General features: G+C 66.3%; 15 protein-coding genes. 11 read left to right on the top strand and 4 right to left on the bottom strand.

Annotated elements, in window-relative coordinates:
* Positions 1–2: 2 nt before the first annotated feature.
* Entirely contained in the window at positions 3–1,025 is a 1,023-nt protein-coding gene (cyoA, locus tag M3I56_RS15015) for a ubiquinol oxidase subunit II (RefSeq protein WP_302056853.1), read from the bottom strand.
* A 172-nt stretch (positions 1,026–1,197) separates the two neighbouring features.
* Between cyoA and M3I56_RS15010 the strand changes: the two genes are divergently transcribed.
* The 3 genes from M3I56_RS15010 to M3I56_RS15000 all read left to right on the top strand — a co-directional run bounded on the left by M3I56_RS15010 (position 1,198) and on the right by M3I56_RS15000 (position 4,564).
* Complete coding sequence (locus M3I56_RS15010; protein WP_254354634.1) at positions 1,198–2,592, top strand: PLP-dependent aminotransferase family protein; 1,395 nt, start codon at positions 1,198–1,200, stop codon at positions 2,590–2,592.
* Positions 2,593–2,784: 192 nt separating this feature from the next.
* Positions 2,785–3,681, top strand: coding sequence for a fructose bisphosphate aldolase (locus tag M3I56_RS15005; RefSeq protein ID WP_254354633.1), 897 nt, complete (start codon positions 2,785–2,787; stop codon positions 3,679–3,681).
* 148 nt (positions 3,682–3,829) lie between these two features.
* Positions 3,830–4,564, top strand: coding sequence for a transglycosylase SLT domain-containing protein (locus M3I56_RS15000; RefSeq protein WP_254354632.1), 735 nt, complete (start codon positions 3,830–3,832; stop codon positions 4,562–4,564).
* 214 nt (positions 4,565–4,778) lie between these two features.
* On the opposite strand, the gene M3I56_RS41370 is transcribed toward M3I56_RS15000, so the two are convergent.
* Complete coding sequence (locus M3I56_RS41370) at positions 4,779–5,729, bottom strand: ProQ/FINO family protein (protein ID WP_254354631.1); 951 nt, start codon at positions 5,727–5,729, stop codon at positions 4,779–4,781.
* A gap of 210 nt (positions 5,730–5,939) precedes the next feature.
* Here M3I56_RS41370 and M3I56_RS14990 point away from each other — a divergent pair, with 210 nt between their 5' ends.
* Positions 5,940–6,716 (top strand): SDR family oxidoreductase, encoded by a 777-nt coding sequence (locus M3I56_RS14990; RefSeq protein WP_254354630.1) that lies wholly within the window; start codon positions 5,940–5,942, stop codon positions 6,714–6,716.
* 82 nt (positions 6,717–6,798) lie between these two features.
* On the opposite strand, the gene M3I56_RS14985 is transcribed toward M3I56_RS14990, so the two are convergent.
* A complete protein-coding gene (locus M3I56_RS14985) occupies positions 6,799–7,887 on the bottom strand; it encodes an OpgC domain-containing protein (protein WP_254354629.1) in 1,089 nt (362 codons plus the stop codon).
* Positions 7,884–8,381 carry a hypothetical protein gene (locus M3I56_RS14980; RefSeq protein WP_254354628.1) on the bottom strand — a complete coding sequence of 166 codons (498 nt, stop codon included), beginning with the start codon at positions 8,379–8,381 and terminating at the stop codon, positions 7,884–7,886. Before M3I56_RS14980 ends, M3I56_RS14985 begins: the two co-directional genes overlap by 4 nt.
* An 80-nt stretch (positions 8,382–8,461) precedes the next feature.
* Between M3I56_RS14980 and M3I56_RS14975 the strand changes: the two genes are divergently transcribed.
* Genes M3I56_RS14975 through M3I56_RS14945 form a run of 7 tightly spaced genes read left to right on the top strand, consistent with a single transcriptional unit; the run spans position 8,462 to position 16,391 of the window.
* The gene (locus tag M3I56_RS14975) at positions 8,462–10,822 is read left to right on the top strand and encodes a bifunctional salicylyl-CoA 5-hydroxylase/oxidoreductase (RefSeq protein WP_254354627.1); all 2,361 of its coding nucleotides are present in this window, start codon (positions 8,462–8,464) and stop codon (positions 10,820–10,822) included.
* A 2-nt stretch (positions 10,823–10,824) separates the two neighbouring features.
* The gene (locus tag M3I56_RS14970; RefSeq protein WP_254354626.1) at positions 10,825–11,604 is read left to right on the top strand and encodes an SDR family NAD(P)-dependent oxidoreductase; all 780 of its coding nucleotides are present in this window, start codon (positions 10,825–10,827) and stop codon (positions 11,602–11,604) included.
* A complete protein-coding gene (locus M3I56_RS14965) occupies positions 11,601–12,164 on the top strand; it encodes a MarR family winged helix-turn-helix transcriptional regulator (RefSeq protein WP_028203619.1) in 564 nt (187 codons plus the stop codon). Before M3I56_RS14970 ends, M3I56_RS14965 begins: the two co-directional genes overlap by 4 nt.
* Before the next feature lie 35 nt (positions 12,165–12,199).
* Positions 12,200–13,054, top strand: coding sequence for an enoyl-CoA hydratase family protein (locus M3I56_RS14960; protein ID WP_254354625.1), 855 nt, complete (start codon positions 12,200–12,202; stop codon positions 13,052–13,054).
* Position 13,055: 1 nt separating this feature from the next.
* A complete protein-coding gene (locus M3I56_RS14955; RefSeq protein WP_254354624.1) occupies positions 13,056–14,243 on the top strand; it encodes an acyl-CoA dehydrogenase family protein in 1,188 nt (395 codons plus the stop codon).
* A gap of 41 nt (positions 14,244–14,284) precedes the next feature.
* Positions 14,285–14,701 (top strand): RidA family protein, encoded by a 417-nt coding sequence (locus M3I56_RS14950; protein ID WP_254354623.1) that lies wholly within the window; start codon positions 14,285–14,287, stop codon positions 14,699–14,701.
* A 52-nt stretch (positions 14,702–14,753) separates the two neighbouring features.
* Complete coding sequence (locus tag M3I56_RS14945; RefSeq protein ID WP_254354622.1) at positions 14,754–16,391, top strand: AMP-binding protein; 1,638 nt, start codon at positions 14,754–14,756, stop codon at positions 16,389–16,391.
* Positions 16,392–16,511 lie beyond the last annotated feature (120 nt).

Here is a 16,511-nt window from a genome sequence, read left to right as displayed (position 1 = left end):
GATTACTCCGCTGCCAGGATGGCACTACGGTTGAGCGTGAGCGCCGGGGCGCCTGTGCCAGGGACTGTGCTTGGGACCGTGGGGACCGTGCCGCAAATCGGGTTGCCGTGCACGTCGCGCATGTATTTGCCGACCACGCCGTCGAACAGGCCCGGCGCGACGTTCGAATAGAGCGTCACCGGCGTCTTTTCGCCGGGCAACGCGAGCTGTTCGTAGGCCGCGCGGCTCAGCATCGTGGGCGACGCCTTCGCCTGCGCGATCCAGGCGTCGAAGTCGGCGCGGCTCTTGGCCAGCGTTTCGAAATGCATGTCGGAGAAGCCCGGGCCGCTGAACGCCGCCGAGCGGCCCGCATAGATGCCGGGCTCGTTCGCGATGAGGTGCAGCTTCGTCTGCATGGCCGGCATCGCATACACCTGGCTGCCCAGTTGCGGGATGAAGAACGAGTTCATCAGCGACTCGGCGGTGAGGTTGAACTCAACGGGCGTATCCACGGGAATTGCGAGCTGGTTCACGGAGGCCACGCCGTAATCCGGATAGATGAAGAGCCACTTCCAGTTGAGCGCGACCACGTCCACGCGCACGGGCTTCGTTTGCGATTCGATCGGGCGATACGGGTCGAGCGAGTGCGTCGTGCGCCAGATCAGCACGGCGAGCGTGAGCACGATCACGCAGGGAATCGTCCACACCACCACTTCGATGACCGTGGAATGCGACCAGCGCGGCGCGTAAGTCGCGTTCGTGTTGGAAGCGCGGTAGCGCCACGCAAACCACAGCGTGAGCACGATCACGGGAATCACGACGAGCAGCATCAGGCCGAGCGCGATCAGGATCAGGTTCTTTTCCTGCACGCCGATGTCGCCCTTCGGGGCGAGCAGCGCCATGTTGCAGCCGCTGAGTAGCACGAGCGGTGCGCCCGCCGCGACGAGAGCGGCGCGGCGCAGAAAGCGGGTAATCAGGGGTGGACGGGACGAAGAAGGCGGGCCGGCCGTAGCGGCCCGCCCCGAGCGAGGGTCTGGATTGCGCATGTCTGGTTCCAAGGTTGACGTTCGCGCAAACCCATCCATACGTGCTCACTCTGCTGCCGCACGAGCGGCCCCGGAGGGCCGCCGCAGAAGCCATACATAGCCTATATGTATGGATTTACGCGCTTCATGCACGCATGCTAGAGTAAGACATGACGCATACATCCGCGACAGAATGACACACGACCAACCTGCCGAAAGCGCCGGCGAGATCAATGCATGGGCCGCGGCGATGCAGTCCGGCAACGGCCCGCGCTACCTGCGGCTCGCCGATTTCATCGAGGGCGCGGTGGCGCAAGGCCAACTGCGCCCCGGCGAGCGCGTGCCCGCGCAGCGCAGTCTCGCCACCCTGCTTGCGGTCGATCTGACCACCGTCACGCGCGGTTTCAACGAAGCCCGGCGGCGCGGGCTGATCGAGGCGCGCGGGCCGCTGGGGACCTTCATCGCCGCGCCGCGCGCCGAGCTGCTCCAGCGCGTGGACCTCAGCATGAATATCCCGCCCGCGGCCGCCGGCCTCGACATGAATGCGCTGCTGCGTGAAGGCATGGCGCGCGTGCTGGTGCGCAGCGACGCCGATCTGCTCATGACCTACCACATGGGCGGCGGCGGCCGCGCCGACTGGCAGGCGGGCGCGAAGTGGCTGCAGCCCATGCTCGGCCACGTCGCGCCCGATCGCGTGGTGGTCTGTCCCGGCGCACAGGCGGCGCTTGCCGCGCTCATCCTCGCCTTCACGCAGCCGGGCGAGGTCATCCTCGCCGAGCCGCTGCTCTATCCGGGCCTGCCGCACGCGGCGGCGCAACTGGGCCGCCGTATCCTCCCCGTTGCCGTCGATGCCCACGGCATGCGCCCCGACGCGCTCGAAGCGGCTTGCCGCGAGCACGCGGCGCGGCTCATCTACCTGAACCCCACGTTGCAGAACCCGACGACAGCGACCATGCCGGAGACGCGCCGCCTGGAAATCCTGAGGGTGGCGCAGCGCTGCGGCGCGCGGATCGTCGAAGACGATCCTTACTGGCGTTTCGTACCCGATGCGCCCGCGCCGTTTGCCCGGCTCGCGCCCGCTCAGGTCTGCTATCTCGCGACGCTTTCCAAGACGCTCTCGCCCGGCCTGCGCACGGCTTATCTCGCGCTGCCCGACGAAGAGGCACGCACACGCCTCGTGACCGCGCTGCGCACGTTTTCGCTGATGGCCGCGCCGCTCACCAACGCGCTCGCCACGCACTGGATCGAGGAAGGCGTAGCCGAGCAGATCTTCGCGGACGTGAAGGCCGAAGCGCGCGAGCGCCAGCGCATCGCGGCGCACACGCTGGGATCGTCGGCGGGCGCGGGCATTCATCTCTGGTACACGCTGCCGCGCTACTGGCAGGCGCGCGAACTGGCCGCGGCCGCGAGCACCGAGGGACTCGCCGTGGCGCCCTCCACGGCGTTCCAGCAAGGCGCGGAAACCGCGAATGCGATCCGCATTTCTCTCGGCGCGACGGGCGGCCGCGAAGCGTTGCAGGCGGCGCTGCGCAAGCTCTCGGCGCTGCTCGCGAACGACCGCAGCGCGCAGGCGCAAGTCATCGTGTGACGTCACGTGCCGCTGCCCCTGGCACCGCAATTGCTACGGTTTATCGTTTCCCTTCTTCAGTGCGGCTGCGCGGCCATGCCCACATAATGGCAAAGACGCGGCGCAGCGGCGCAAGTACACTCGTCGCAGCAGGCGGCGACCGGATTCGAGTAACCGCGCCCGCAAGGGCGCCCCAATACGGGAGATACGAGGATGGCAAACGAGCAAATGCTTGCGCAGATGCGCGACAAACCGGGCTTCATCGCCGCGCTGGACCAGAGCGGCGGTTCGACGCCTGGCGCGCTGCGGCAGTACGGCATCGCCGAAAGCGCGTATAGCGGCGACGCCGAAATGTTCCGCCTCATCCACGAAATGCGGGTGCGCATCGTCAGTGCCCCCGCGTTCACGGGCGAAAAGGTGATTGGCGCGATCCTCTTCGAAGCGACCATGGATGGTCAGGCCCAAGGCAAGCCCGTGCCCGACTTCCTCTGGAACGAGCGCGGCGTCGTGCCGTTCCTCAAGGTCGACAAGGGGCTCGAGGCCGAGGCCGACGGCGTGCGCCTCATGAAGCCGATTCCGGGCCTCGACGCCCTGCTCGAACGCGCGGTGAAGGCCGGCATTTTCGGCACCAAGATGCGCTCGGTAATCGAGCATGCCTCGCCTTCGGGCATCGCATCGATCGCCGCGCAGCAGTTCGCATTTGGTGCGCAGATATCCGCGCACGGACTCGTGCCGATTCTCGAGCCCGAAGTCTCGATCAAGGCACCCGACAAGGCCAAGGCCGAGAAGCTGTTGCGCGACGAACTGCTCAAGGGGCTCGACGCGCTGCCCGCCTCGCAGAACGTGATGATCAAGCTCACGATTCCCGATACGCCCGACTTCTATCTGCCGCTCATCGAACATCCGCGCGTGGTGCGCGTGGTGGCGCTCTCCGGCGGCTATTCGCGCACCGACGCGTGTGCGCGTCTCGCCAAAAACCATCGCATGATTGCCAGCTTTTCGCGCGCGCTCATCAACGACCTCACGAAGTCGATGAGCGACGCCGAGTTCGACGCCGCGCTCGCCGCGAGCATCGACGAAATCTGGAAGGCCTCGGTGCAGAAGGACTGAACCCGGCCTGAACGCTGCCAGAAGCCGCGCCGGGCGCGACGCCCGGCCCCGACACCGATCAGGGATGTGAAAACGGGATGACACGCAGCCGGCCTCATTAATCGGGGCCGGTTATACTTGCGCCTTCTTTTTCTCCTATGCACCGGCCATGAGGCAGTTACTCTGCCTGCTCGTCCTGTTGCCGGGCCTCGTGCAGACCACGGCCGCGCAGGCGCAGCAGGCGCCCGCTAGTGACATCGTCAGCGCATCGGCTGCGAGCGAGGTTGCTCCCGCAAGTTCCAGTGCAATGTCCGTCGCGGTTTCGAAATACCTCACGCAAAAGTTCGGTATCGCGAAAGAGAAAGCCGCGCAAATCTCGCAAGCCGTCACGGGCGCCGCCGAGAAATATTCGCTGCCGCCTGCGGTGCTGCTCGCCATCATCTCGATCGAGTCGCGCTTTCGCGAGAAGGCGCACGGCGCGAATGGCGCGACCGGACTCATGCAGGTGGTGCCGTCAGCGCATCGCAATCTTCTGCACAACAAGGATCTCACCAACCCCGAGGTCAACATCGACGTTGGCTCGTCGATCCTCTATGGCTACCAGCGGGCCGCCGGCGGCGACCTCAACGCCGCGATGAAGAACTATGGCGGCTCGAAGGCCTATGCGGAAAAGATCCGCACGCGCGCCGTGGAGTTCAGCCGGGTGCTCGACACCGCTAGCGCGCCTGCCGCGAGCGATGCGCCGGCGAGCGTCGGACTGGCGGCTTCGGCGGCTTCCGCCTTTGCGGCTGCGGCGGCAACCGCCGCGATCGGCGCATCCGCGCCTGCCGCCGCCCCCTCCGTGACATCGGAGGCCTCCGCACTGGCTGCCGTGCAAAACGCCGCTTCGGCCAACGCGCGCTAACACCGCTTCCTGCTTCGTTTAGCCTGCCTTGTGCGGGATCGGCGCACATGCGATGCGCGCCGAAATCACCCCGAGATCACGATACGAAGGCCGACGTGTGTGGCGAACGTTGCGCACGCATCGATCGGCAGCGCCTCGCCGGACGTGCGAACGCCCCTCGCACGGCGGTGCCGCGAGAGGGGCGTTTCGAAGGCGGAACTTCCGGCGCGCGGGCTCAGGCGCCGCTTGCGGGCGTCTCGCCGTTTTCCGTTTGCTGGACCGCGGCTTCCGGCGCGTTGGACGGGGCTTGCGGCTCTGCGCTGTGGGCTTCGGGCTGGGGCGCGGGTTCGGTCTTCGCCTCGGCCTTGGCGTCGTCCTTGGCCTCGGGCTGGGCCTTGCCCTCTTCGCGCGCCTTGGCTTGCGCCTCGGCCTTGGCCTTCTGACGCGCAAGCGCCGCATTCGCTCGGCCGACGTGCGACGGATCGATGCCCGCGCCCTCCGAGGCCGTGCCGTCGAGCTCGTAGCGCGAGCCGCCCGCGGCCACACGCTCGTGATAGCGCGGATGGTTCACATGGCGCTTGAGCACGGCGACGATCATCGTGCGCTCGTACTCGGGGTGACGCGCGACGAGGTCCTCGGCGACGCCGATCTTGAGCGGCAAACGGTCGCGGAACGCCGGGTAGTGCTTCGCGAACACGTTCCAGACCGTGTTGAGCTGGCGGTTGCGCTCCATGCGCGCCTTTTCGGCCTCGCTCAGATTCGCGGCCGGCGGCTGCTGGGGACGGGCCGGACGGCGGCGCTGCTGCTGCCCGGAACGCTCGGCCGCCTCAGGCCCGCGGGCAGGCTTCGGCTGCTGCGGCCGGCGCGGCTGCTGCGCTCGCTGCCCCTGCTCGCCTTGATTCTGCTCCTGCGCTCGCGCGCCCTGAGGCCGGCCGTGGCGCGAGCGCGCACGCTCGTCCTTGCCGCCGGCCGCGCCAGCGGCCGCCGAACCGTCTCTCGGCGCACGCGGGCCCTTTTGGGCTTGCGAGCCGCCATGGCCCTTCGCGCCCTTGTGAGCGGGCTTGCCTTGCGATTTTTGCGCCTGTTCTTCGGCTGGCTGGCCTGAGCCGCCCCCCATGCTCTTCTTGATCTCAAGAAGACCTTCCTTGAAGCTCAGGGTACGGCGTTGTTGCGATGCGGCTTTCACGTCCAGATCTCTTCCATATGGAACCGGACGCTATGATACCGAAAACGCGGCCGACCCAACCGGGCAATCGCTTGCCGCGGCCGGTTTTGAGTCCGCCGTCGCGCGCCGCGCCGCACCGCGAATCCACGCGGCGCGCGGCAAAATCCCTCGGATATCAAGCGTCAACACCTTGCGTGCGCAAGGATCGCATCCTTTTTTCATCACGACACCATGACGATTTCGACATCCGCCCCCCGTTCCACCATGCGCGCCATCGTGACCGGCCATACGCGCGGATTGGGTGCGGCGCTCGCGCAATCGCTGCTGCAACGGGACTTCGAGGTGCTCGGCCTCGGCCGCGGCGCACATGCGGAACTGGCTTCCCGCCATCCGGAACGGTTCTCCGAGACCGTCGTGGACCTCGCCGATCCTGCCGCACTCGAGCGCTGGCTGGCGGGCGACGCGCTCGATGCGTTCGCGCACGGCGCGCAGTGCGTGCTGCTCTTCAACAACGCGGGCGCCGTCGAGCCCATTGCGCCGCTCGGCGCGCAGGACCCGCTCGCCATTGCCCGCGCCGTGACGCTCAACGTGGCGGCGCCGTTGATGCTCGCGAATGCGCTTGCCGCCACGCCCGCGCTCGGCGCGAGCGCGTCGCGCCGCATCGTGCATATTTCGAGCGGCGCCGCGCGCAACGCGTATGCGGGCTGGAGCGTGTATTGCGCGAGCAAGGCCGCGCTCGACCATCATGCGCGTGCCGTCGCCCTCGACGCGCCAGCCGGCGTGCGCATTTGCAGCATCGCACCGGGCGTGATCGACACCGGCATGCAGGAGGCGATCCGCGCGACCGCCGTCGACCAGTTCCCGATGCGCGAGCGCTTCGAACAGCTCAAGCAGAACGGTTTGCTGTCCACGCCCGAAGCGGCCGCGCAGCAATTGATCGACTATGCGTTGAGCGAGGCATTCGGATCGGTGCCCGCCACCGACGTGCGCGAACTCGGCAAGGCGTGAGCGCGTTGCGCAGTGAATGCACCTTGAATGCAGCCACGGAGGCTCCCGCAAACCCTCACCTTTGAATTGTCGCCGTCGCGCTTCACGTGAGCGCGACGCGCGGCCGTACCGCTTTCAGGCGCCGCACGCTACCCGCGAGGACCAGCAATGCGCCGACCGCGAGCACATCGCCCGCGAGCCGTGCGGGCAAGGAAGCGGTGACGTGCGTTGCACGCAACAGCGTGTCGATGAGGTTCGAAGCCACCGCGCCCCCCACGAAACAGACGAGGCCCTGCTGCCCCACGGTGACGACGGCCGGCAGGTGTTGCGCAAGCCATGCTATCCAGCCCTTGCGCACCGCCTGCGCGGCGAGCCAGGCCACGGCGGCGAAGTTCACGATGCGCACGCTCGCGAGATTCTGTTTCATGTAGCCAGGCTGAGCGTCCAGATCGGCGAACAACTGGATGAACGCGAACGTGGCGACAAGCACCAGCGCGAACGCCGTCAACGCGCGGCCCGTCCACGAGACCTGGAACGCGCGCGACACCGGATAGATGCGGCACAGCAGGCCCAGCATGAACATGGCCTGCCAGGCAAACGGGTTGAACGGCCAGATGGCGCCGGGCGCGGTAGGCAAATAACCCACTAGCCAGCACCCGCCGAACCACAGCACGAAGCTGCCCACGAGCACGAGATCGGGCGAGCGGCGCGCAAGCGGCATCACGAATGGCAAGATCATCACGAGCATGATGTACATGGGCAGCACGCCGGCCAGATAGGGCTGGTCGCGAAATACCGCGATATTGGCGAGCATCGTGAACGGCTGCGCGGCGAAGCGCAGATAACCCGACTCCGTCACCAGCGGCGAATCCACCCGCAGCATCACCGCGGCGGCGCCCGACAGCAGCATGAGCGCAGCGGTGCACAGGTAGGCGGCGTAGATCTCGCGCCCGCGACGCCAGAAGCGCCGGTTGGCCGCGCCCTCGCCCTTTCTCCCGGCAATGGCGAGCCAACTCGCCGCGCATACATAGCCGCTCACGAACACGAAAATTTCCGCGGAGTCGCAGAACGCGAAGTTGTGCAGCATCGCATGCGAAAGCACGCTGGAAGGAATGTGATCGAGCGCGATGGAAATCAATGCGAAACCGCGGAAAAAGTCGATTTCGATCGATCGCTTCGCTGTCTGACTCACTGGTGACGACTCCCGTTCGTGTCGAACATTACGATTGAAGGGGTGCGCGACTTCGGTTCGATGAAGCTGTCAGCTTTATGAGTCTTTTTGTAAGGATGCCTGATCGATTCGTCGCCGCACGCACAACGCATGAAAGGATTCCGTAAAAGGCTGCGCCAGAGCACCGCCTCACCAAGCGACTTTAATGCCAGCTCGACACGAAATGCGGCTGCGTAACCCATGGTAAGCATTTCACCCACTTCGCGCTTCCACGCGGTCGCGCACGCACGCCCGGACGGTGCGCGCCATGCACGCCGAGTCAGCGCCCGCCCTTTTCTGGTGCCACATCCTGCGGCTTCACCTCTGCGCCGTCGCGACATTTCGGCCGCCGCGCCTCGTGGAAAGGCGTGCGAAAGCCTGCATGTTCCCTTTGCTCGCGTCATGGCAAGTTGACGCCGCGCCGCGCCGAGGGTTCCGGAAATATTCCGAAGATTCACCGCCGCGCCCAGGGTCATCCCGCCCCCGCCTGCGAATTACTTGACACCTAAAGTAATTGGACCTACATTGACCTTGCAGACTGAACGAAGGAGCGAGCATGCGCATTGTTTGCATGGGTGGCGGGCCCGCAGGCCTCTATTTCGGCCTTTTGATGAAGCGCCGTCACCCCGACTACGAAATCACCGTGATCGAACGGAACCGCCCGTATGACACATTCGGCTGGGGCGTGGTGTTCTCGGACCAGACGCTGGGCAACCTGCGCGCGGCCGACCCCGAAAGCGCGGACGAAATTCTCGACGCCTTCAACCATTGGGACGACATCGAGATTCACTTTCGCGGCAGCGCGATCCGCTCGTCGGGCCATGGATTCTGTGGCATTGGCCGCAAGCGTTTGCTCAACATCCTGCAGGCGCGCTGCGAAGCGCTCGGCGTGAAGCTCGTGTTCGAGTCGCAGATCACGGACGACGACCTCGCCCATGCGGACCTCATCATCGCGAGCGACGGTCTGAACAGCGCCACACGCCAGAAGTACGCCGCCACGTATCAGCCCGATATCGATTTGCGCAATTGCCGCTTCGTGTGGCTCGGCACGTCGAAACTCTTCGACGCGTTCACGTTCGCGTTCGAGGAAACCGAATGGGGCTGGTTCCAGGCGCACGCCTACCGCTTCGACGACAACACATCGACGTTCATCGTCGAAACGCCCGATCACGTGTGGCGCGCAGCCGGCCTCGACACCATGAGCAAGGAAGACAGCATCGCGTTCTGCGAGAAGCTGTTCGCGCGCTATCTCGACGGCCACGCGCTGCGCTCGAATGCGTCGCATCTGCGCGGCTCGTCGCAATGGATCCGCTTTCCGCGCGTGGTCAATCGCGAATGGGTGCACTGGAAAACCGCGGCCGACGGCAAGGAAACGCCCGTCGTGCTGATGGGCGACGCGGCGCACACCGCACACTTCTCGATCGGTTCGGGCACGAAGCTCGCGCTCGAAGACGCGATCGAACTCGCCAACAGCATGGAAGCTCATCCCGGCGATCTGCGCGCGGCGCTCACGCACTACACGAACGTGCGTAGCGTGGACGTCCTGCGCATTCAGAACGCCGCGCGCAATTCCACCGAGTGGTTCGAGCACGTGGACCGCTACGCGAAGTTCGATCCGGAGCAGTTCGCCTATTCGCTGCTCACGCGCTCGCAGCGCATTTCGCACGAAAATCTGCGCGAGCGCGACGCGCGTTATCTGGCCGGCTTCGAAGCGTGGCTCGCGCAGCGCGCGGGTGGCGAGGCGCGTGCCGTGCCGCCCATGTTCACGTCTTATACGGTGCGTGGCGTGACGTTGAAAAACCGCGTGATCGTCTCGCCGATGGCGCAGTACTCCGCCCATGACGGCGTAGCCGGCGACTATCACCTCATGCATCTGGGCGCGCGCGCCATGGGCGGCGCCGCGCTCGTGATGACCGAGATGACCTGCGTCTCGCCCGATGCTCGCATCACGCCCGCCTGCCCCGGCATGTATGCGCCCGAACATTTACAGGCGTGGAAGCGCATCGTCGATTTCGTGCACGCGAACTCGGACGCGAAAATCGGCATGCAGCTCGGCCATTCCGGCGCCAAGGGCTCGACGCGCGTGGCATGGGAAGGCATCGACCAGCCGCTCGACGACGGCAACTGGCCGCTCGTCTCCGCTTCGCCGCAGCAATATCTGCGCGGCGTGAGCCAGTGGTCGCACGAAGCGAGCACCGAGGAACTGCGCGAAATCGAGGCGCAATTCGTGCAAGCCACGCAAATGGCGAACGAAGCGGGCTTCGACTGGCTCGAATTGCACTGCGCGCACGGCTATCTGCTTTCCAGTTTCCTCTCGCCGCTCACGAACCAGCGCACGGACGAATACGGCGGATCGCTCGACAATCGTCTGCGTTATCCGCTCGAGGTTTTCAAGGCGATTCGCGCGATCTGGCCGGAAAACAAGCCGATTTCGGTGCGCGTCTCGGCACACGACTGGGTGGAAGGCGGCAACACGCCCGACGACGCCATCGAAATCGCGCGCGCGTTCAAGGCGGCAGGCGCGGACATGATCGACGTTTCGTCGGGCCAGGTGAGCAAGGAAGAAAAGCCCGTCTTCGGCCGCATGTTCCAGACGCCCTTCGCCGACCGCATCCGCAACGAAGCGGGCATCGCGACGATCGCCGTCGGGGCGATTTCCGAAGCGGATCACGTGAACGGCATCATCGCGGCCGGTCGCGCCGACCTATGCGCCGTGGCGCGGCCGCACCTGGCCAACCCCGCGTGGACGCTCACCGAAGCCGCGCGCATCGGCTATCTCGACATCAAGTGGCCGAACCAGTACATGGCGGCCAAAACGCAACTCGAACGCAACATCGAGCGCGAACGCGCCGCCGCAGCGGCCGCGGCCGGCCTGTCGCCGATCGAGCGTGCGCAACGCGCCGAAGGAACCGTGTGAGCATGAACCAGGCAATCCTGAACGATCGTCATGCAGTCGTGACCGGCGGCGGCAGCGGCATCGGCGCGGCGACGGCCGCCGCACTCCTGCATGCGGGCGCGCGCGTCACGCTGATGGGCCGCGACGCCGCGCGGCTCGACGCCCAGCGTGCCGCGCTCGCCGGCGGCGAGAACGTGGCTTGCGTGAGCGTCGATATCACCGACGAAGACGCCGTGAACGCCGCGTTCGCGCGTGCGGCTGAAACGCTCGGCGCCGTCGATATCCTCGTGAACAACGCGGGCCAGGCTCAGGCCGCGCCATTCGCGCAAACCGACCTCGCGCTGTGGAAGCGCATGCTCGACGTGAATCTCACCGGCGCGTTTCTGTGCACGCGCGCGGTGCTGCCCGGCATGCTCGCGCGCAAGGCCGGACGCATCGTCAATGTCGCGAGCACGGCGGGCCAGGTCGGCTACCCGTATGTCGCCGCCTATTGCGCCTCGAAACATGGCGTGATCGGCATGACACGCGCGCTCGCGCTCGAGGTGGCCACGCAAGGCGTGACGGTAAACGCCGTGTGCCCCGGCTACACGGAAACGGAACTGCTGCAGGCGTCGCTCGAGCAGATCACGCGCAAGACCTCGCGCAGCGAAGCCGAGGCGCGCGGCATCCTCGTGCGCCACAACCCGCAGCAGCGTTTCGTCACGCCGGAAGAAGTCGCCAACGCGGTGCTGTGGCTGTGCGCGCCTGGATCGTCCGCGATCACGGGCCAGTCGATATCCGTTTCCGGTGGAGAAATCACATGACATCGCCCGCATCCACGCGCAAGAACGCCACCGCGAAGGCCGCAACGAAAGCGCCGCGCAAGGGCGTCGAAAAGCCGGCCGGGAATGTCGTCGACATGGAAATGAGCACGGGCGCCGACAGCCACATGGGCTTGCGCCTGTGGCTGCGCCTGCTCACCACGACGAACCTCGTGCAAGCCGAGCTGCGCCGCCGCCTGCGCGTCGAGTTCGATACGACGCTGCCGCGCTTCGACCTGATGGCGCAGCTCGAGCGCCACCCCGAAGGCCTGCGCATGACGGAACTCTCGCGCCGCCTGATGGTGACGGGCGGCAACGTCACGGGCATTACCGATCAGCTCGAAAAGGAAGGCCTCGTCGTGCGCGACGTCGCCCCCGACGACCGGCGCGCCTTCGTGGTGCGCCTCACGCCCGAGGGCCGCGCCCTCTTCGACCGCATGGCGGCCGCGCACGAGCAATGGGTGGTGGAACTGTTCGGCGGCCTCTCGCTCGACGAGAAGTCGAAGATGCACGAGCGGCTCGGCAAGCTCAAACAACATCTGCGCAACGGGCTCGAAAGCTAAACACACTGCAATTGCAAAGATCCGGGAGACATATCTTGACGACACGTTCCAGCGCCGAAGCGCTCCTCGCGGGCAACCGCGTCACGCTTGCCGGTTATGAGGCGCAACACTTCGGCTGGTCGGTTCAAGCCCGCGTGGCAACCATCACGCTCAACCGCCCCGAGCGCAAGAATCCGCTCACGTTCGAATCATATGCAGAACTACGCGATCTGTTTCGCCAGCTCGCCTACGCGACGGACGTGAAGGCTATCGTGCTGCATGGCGCAGGCGAAAACTTCTGCTCGGGCGGCGACGTGCACGACATCATCGCGCCGCTCATCGATCTGCCGATGCCCGAACTGCTGATGTTCACGCGCATGACCGGCGACCTCGTGAAAGCCATGCGCCACTGCCCGCAGCCGATCATCGCCGCCGTGGACGGCATCTGCGCCGGCGCGGGCGCGATTCTCGCCATGGCCTCCGACATGCGCTACGCCACGGCGCGCAGCAAGCTCGCGTTCCTCTTCACGCGCGTCGGGCTCGCGGGCTGCGACATGGGCGCGTGCGCGATCCTGCCACGCATCATCGGTCAGGGCCGCGCGGCCGAACTGCTTTATACGGGCCGCTCCGCAAGCGGGGAAGAAGGCCACGCCTGGGGCTTCTACAACCGGATCTGCGAGCCCGAAACGCTGCTCGCCGATGCACAGAAGCTCGCCGCCGATCTCGCGTCCGGCCCGACCTTTGCGCACGGCATCACCAAGACGATGCTGCATCAGGAATGGACCATGAGCATCGACGAGGCGATCGAGTCCGAAGCGCAGGCGCAGGCGATCTGCATGGCCACGCGCGATTTCGGCCGCGCCTATGAGGCGTTCGCGGCCAAAACGCGGCCGGTTTTTGAAGGGGACTGAATTGAACGCTGCCGTTGAAACCAACCTCCACGACGCGCTCGCGTGGCCGTTCTTCGAAGATCGCCATCGCGCGCTCGGCGCGGGAATCGAAGCGTGGGCGCGCGAGCATCTCGCGCACGTGCCGCACGACGATGTCGATGCGACCTGCCGCGCGCTCGTGCGCAAGCTGGGCGATGCCGGCTGGCTGCGCTACGGCGTGGGGGGCACCGCTTACGGCGGCCATGGCGACACGATCGACACGCGCGCCGTCTGCCTGCTGCGCGAAACGCTCGCGAAGCACTCGGGCCTCGCCGATTTCGCGCTCGCCATGCAGGGCCTCGGCTCCGGCGCCATCTCGCTGGCCGGCGACGAAGCGCAAAAGTCGCGCTATCTGCCGCGCGTAGCGCGCGGCGAAGCGATCGCCGCATTTGCGCTCTCCGAACCGGAAGCGGGCTCCGACGTCGCCGCGATGGCGCTCGCCGCGCGCGCCGAGGGCGACGACTTCGTGCTGGACGGCGAAAAAACGTGGATCTCGAACGGCGGCATCGCCGACTTCTACGTGGTGTTCGCCCGCACCGGCGAGGCGCCGGGCTCGCGCGGCATCAGCGCGTTCGTGGTCGATGCCGACACCCCCGGGCTCGAAATCGCAGAACGCATCGACGTGATCGCGCCGCATCCGCTCGCGCGCCTGCGCTTCACCGGCGCGCGCGTGAAGCGCAGCCAGATGCTCGGCGCGCCGGGCGAAGGCTTCAAGATCGCCATGCGCACGCTCGATATTTTCCGCACCTCGGTGGCCGCGGCTTCGCTCGGCTTCGCGCGCCGCGCGATGGCCGAAGGACTCGCGCGCTCAGCTTCGCGCAAGATGTTCGGCCAGACGCTCGGCGATTTTCAGCTGACTCAGGCAAAACTCGCGCAAATGGCGCTCACCATCGACAGCAGCGCCCTGCTCGTCTATCGCGCGGCGTGGCTGCGCGACCAAGGCGAAAGTGTGACGCGCGAAGCCGCCATGGCGAAGTGGCATGCAAGCGAAGGCGCGCAGCAGGTGATCGATGCGGCCGTGCAACTTTGGGGCGGCATGGGCGTGCAAAGCGGCAATATCGTCGAGTCGCTCTACCGCGAGATTCGCTCGCTACGCATTTACGAAGGCGCGACCGAGGTGCAGCAGCTCATCGTCGGGCGTGACTTGCTCAAGGCATACAACGCCGCGTAAGCGCGTGCTGCGCGACACTTCTCTACGGAACCGGACGAAACATGAAACAAGCCCTTCTTCCCGCAGGCTGGGTCAAGCCGCGCGGTTATGCCAACGGCGTCGCCGCTGCCGGCACGCAGGTCTATATCGCCGGCCAGATCGGCTGGGACGAGAACGCGCGCTTCACGAGCCGCGAATTCGGCGCGCAGGCCGTGCAGGCGTTGCGCAATATCGTCGCCGTTCTCGAAACCGCGGGCGGCAGGCCCGATCACCTCGTGCGCATGACATGGTACGTCACCGACAAGAAGGAATACCTGGCATCGCTGAAGGAAATTGGCGCCGCGTTTCGCGAGCTGATCGGCGACTACGACATCGCCATGAGCGCGGTGCAGGTGGTTGCGCTCATGGAAGACGACGCCAAAGTGGAAATCGAAGCGACGGCCGTGATTCCCGACGACGCGCGTCTCACGCGCCGATAGACCGCCGCCCACGCAACAGAACGATCCGCTCACACAGACAGCCGGAGACGCCATGCAACCCACCGCCCATGTCGATACGTTCGCACGCGATCATCTGCCGCCCGAGTCGCAGTGGCCCGACATGCTGCTCGACAATCCCGACGTTGCCTACCCTGCGCGCATGAATTGCGCGGTCGAGCTGCTGGACCGCGCGATCGAGGCCGGGCACGGCGAGCGCCCGGCCATCTGGTCGGACATCGACGGCAAGCCGCAAGCCACCACGTACGGCGAACTGCTCGCGCTCGTCAATCGCAGCGCCCGCGTGCTGGTGGAAGACATGGGGCTGCAGCCGGGCAACCGCGTCCTGTTGCGCGGGCCGAACACGCTGCAAATGGCCGTGGCGTTTCTCGCGTCGCTCAAGGCAGGGCTCGTGGTGATTCCCACCATGCCGCTCTTGCGCGCGAAGGAGCTCAAGCAGATCGCAGACAAGGCGCAGGTATGCGCGGCGCTGTGCGATGTGCGGCTCACTGAAGAACTCGCGCGCTGCATGGACCCCGCCGACGAGTTCTTTTGCGTAGGCATCAAGCAGGTCTGCTACTTTCACGACACGGCGCCAGGCACGCTGGAAGCGCTCACGGCAGGCAAGCCCGCCGACTTCACGGCCTGCGACACGGCCAGCGACGACGTCTGCCTGATCGCCTTCACGAGCGGCACGACAGGCATGCCCAAGGGCTGCATGCACTTTCACCGCGACGTGATCGCGATGTGCGACCTGTTCCCGCGCCACATCCTGAAGCCCACCGCCGAGGACGTGTTCTGCGGCACGCCGCCGCTCGCGTTCACGTTCGGGCTGGGAGGGCTGCTGTGTTTTCCGCTGCGCGTCGGCGCGTCGACGGTGCTGATCGAGAAACTCACGCCGGCGCTGCTGCTCGACACGATCCAGCGTTTTCACGCGACCATCGTCTTCACCGCGCCCACGTTCTACCGGCAGATGGCGGCGCTCGTCACGCAGTACGACCTGGCCAGCCTGCGCAAGACGGTATCCGCCGGAGAAGCGCTGCCGCAGGCCACGCGCGATCTATGGCGCGACGCGACGGGCATCGAGATGATCGACGGCATTGGCGGCACCGAACTGATTCATATCTTCGTGTCGTCCGCGGGCGCCGATGTGCGCCCCGGCTCGATCGGTCGCGCGGTGCCTGGCTACGTCGTGCAGGCGCTGGATAATGACCTGCAGCCGGTGCCGCCCGGCGTGACGGGCAATCTCGCCGTGCGCGGCCCGACCGGCTGCCGCTACCTCGCCGACGAACGCCAGGCCGTGTTCGTGCGCGGCGGCTGGAACCTGCCCGGCGACGCCGTATCCATCGACGCCGACGGCTATGTGTTCTATCAGGCCCGCTCCGACGACATGATCGTTTCGTCGGGCTACAACATCGCGGGGCCCGAAGTCGAGACGGTACTCATGCAGCACCCCGCCGTGGCCGAGTGCGGTGTAACGGGCGTGCCCGACGAAGTGCGCGGCCAGGTGGTGAAGGCGTTCGTCGTCTTGCGCCCGGGCTTCAGCGCCGGCGACGCCCTGGTCGCCGAGTTGCAGAACTTCGTGAAGAGCGCCGTGGCGGCGTACAAATATCCGCGCCTGATCGCTTTTATCGACGCGCTGCCGCGCACCGAGACCGGTAAGCTCAAGCGCTCGGCGTTGCGGTCGATGTGAAGCAGCGCGAGGCGGAAGAAATACTACGTAAACCGTTGAACCTTTAACTGTTATGCATCGCGCAGCTGATACTCGATATGCGCAAAATCATGCGCATATCGAGTATCAGCTGCGGCTTTG

The sequence above is a fragment of the Paraburkholderia sp. CNPSo 3281 genome (assembly GCF_024206515.1).
Taxonomy (GTDB): Bacteria; Pseudomonadota; Gammaproteobacteria; order Burkholderiales; family Burkholderiaceae; genus Paraburkholderia; species Paraburkholderia nodosa.
This window is presented reverse-complemented; position numbering and strand designations above follow the sequence as displayed.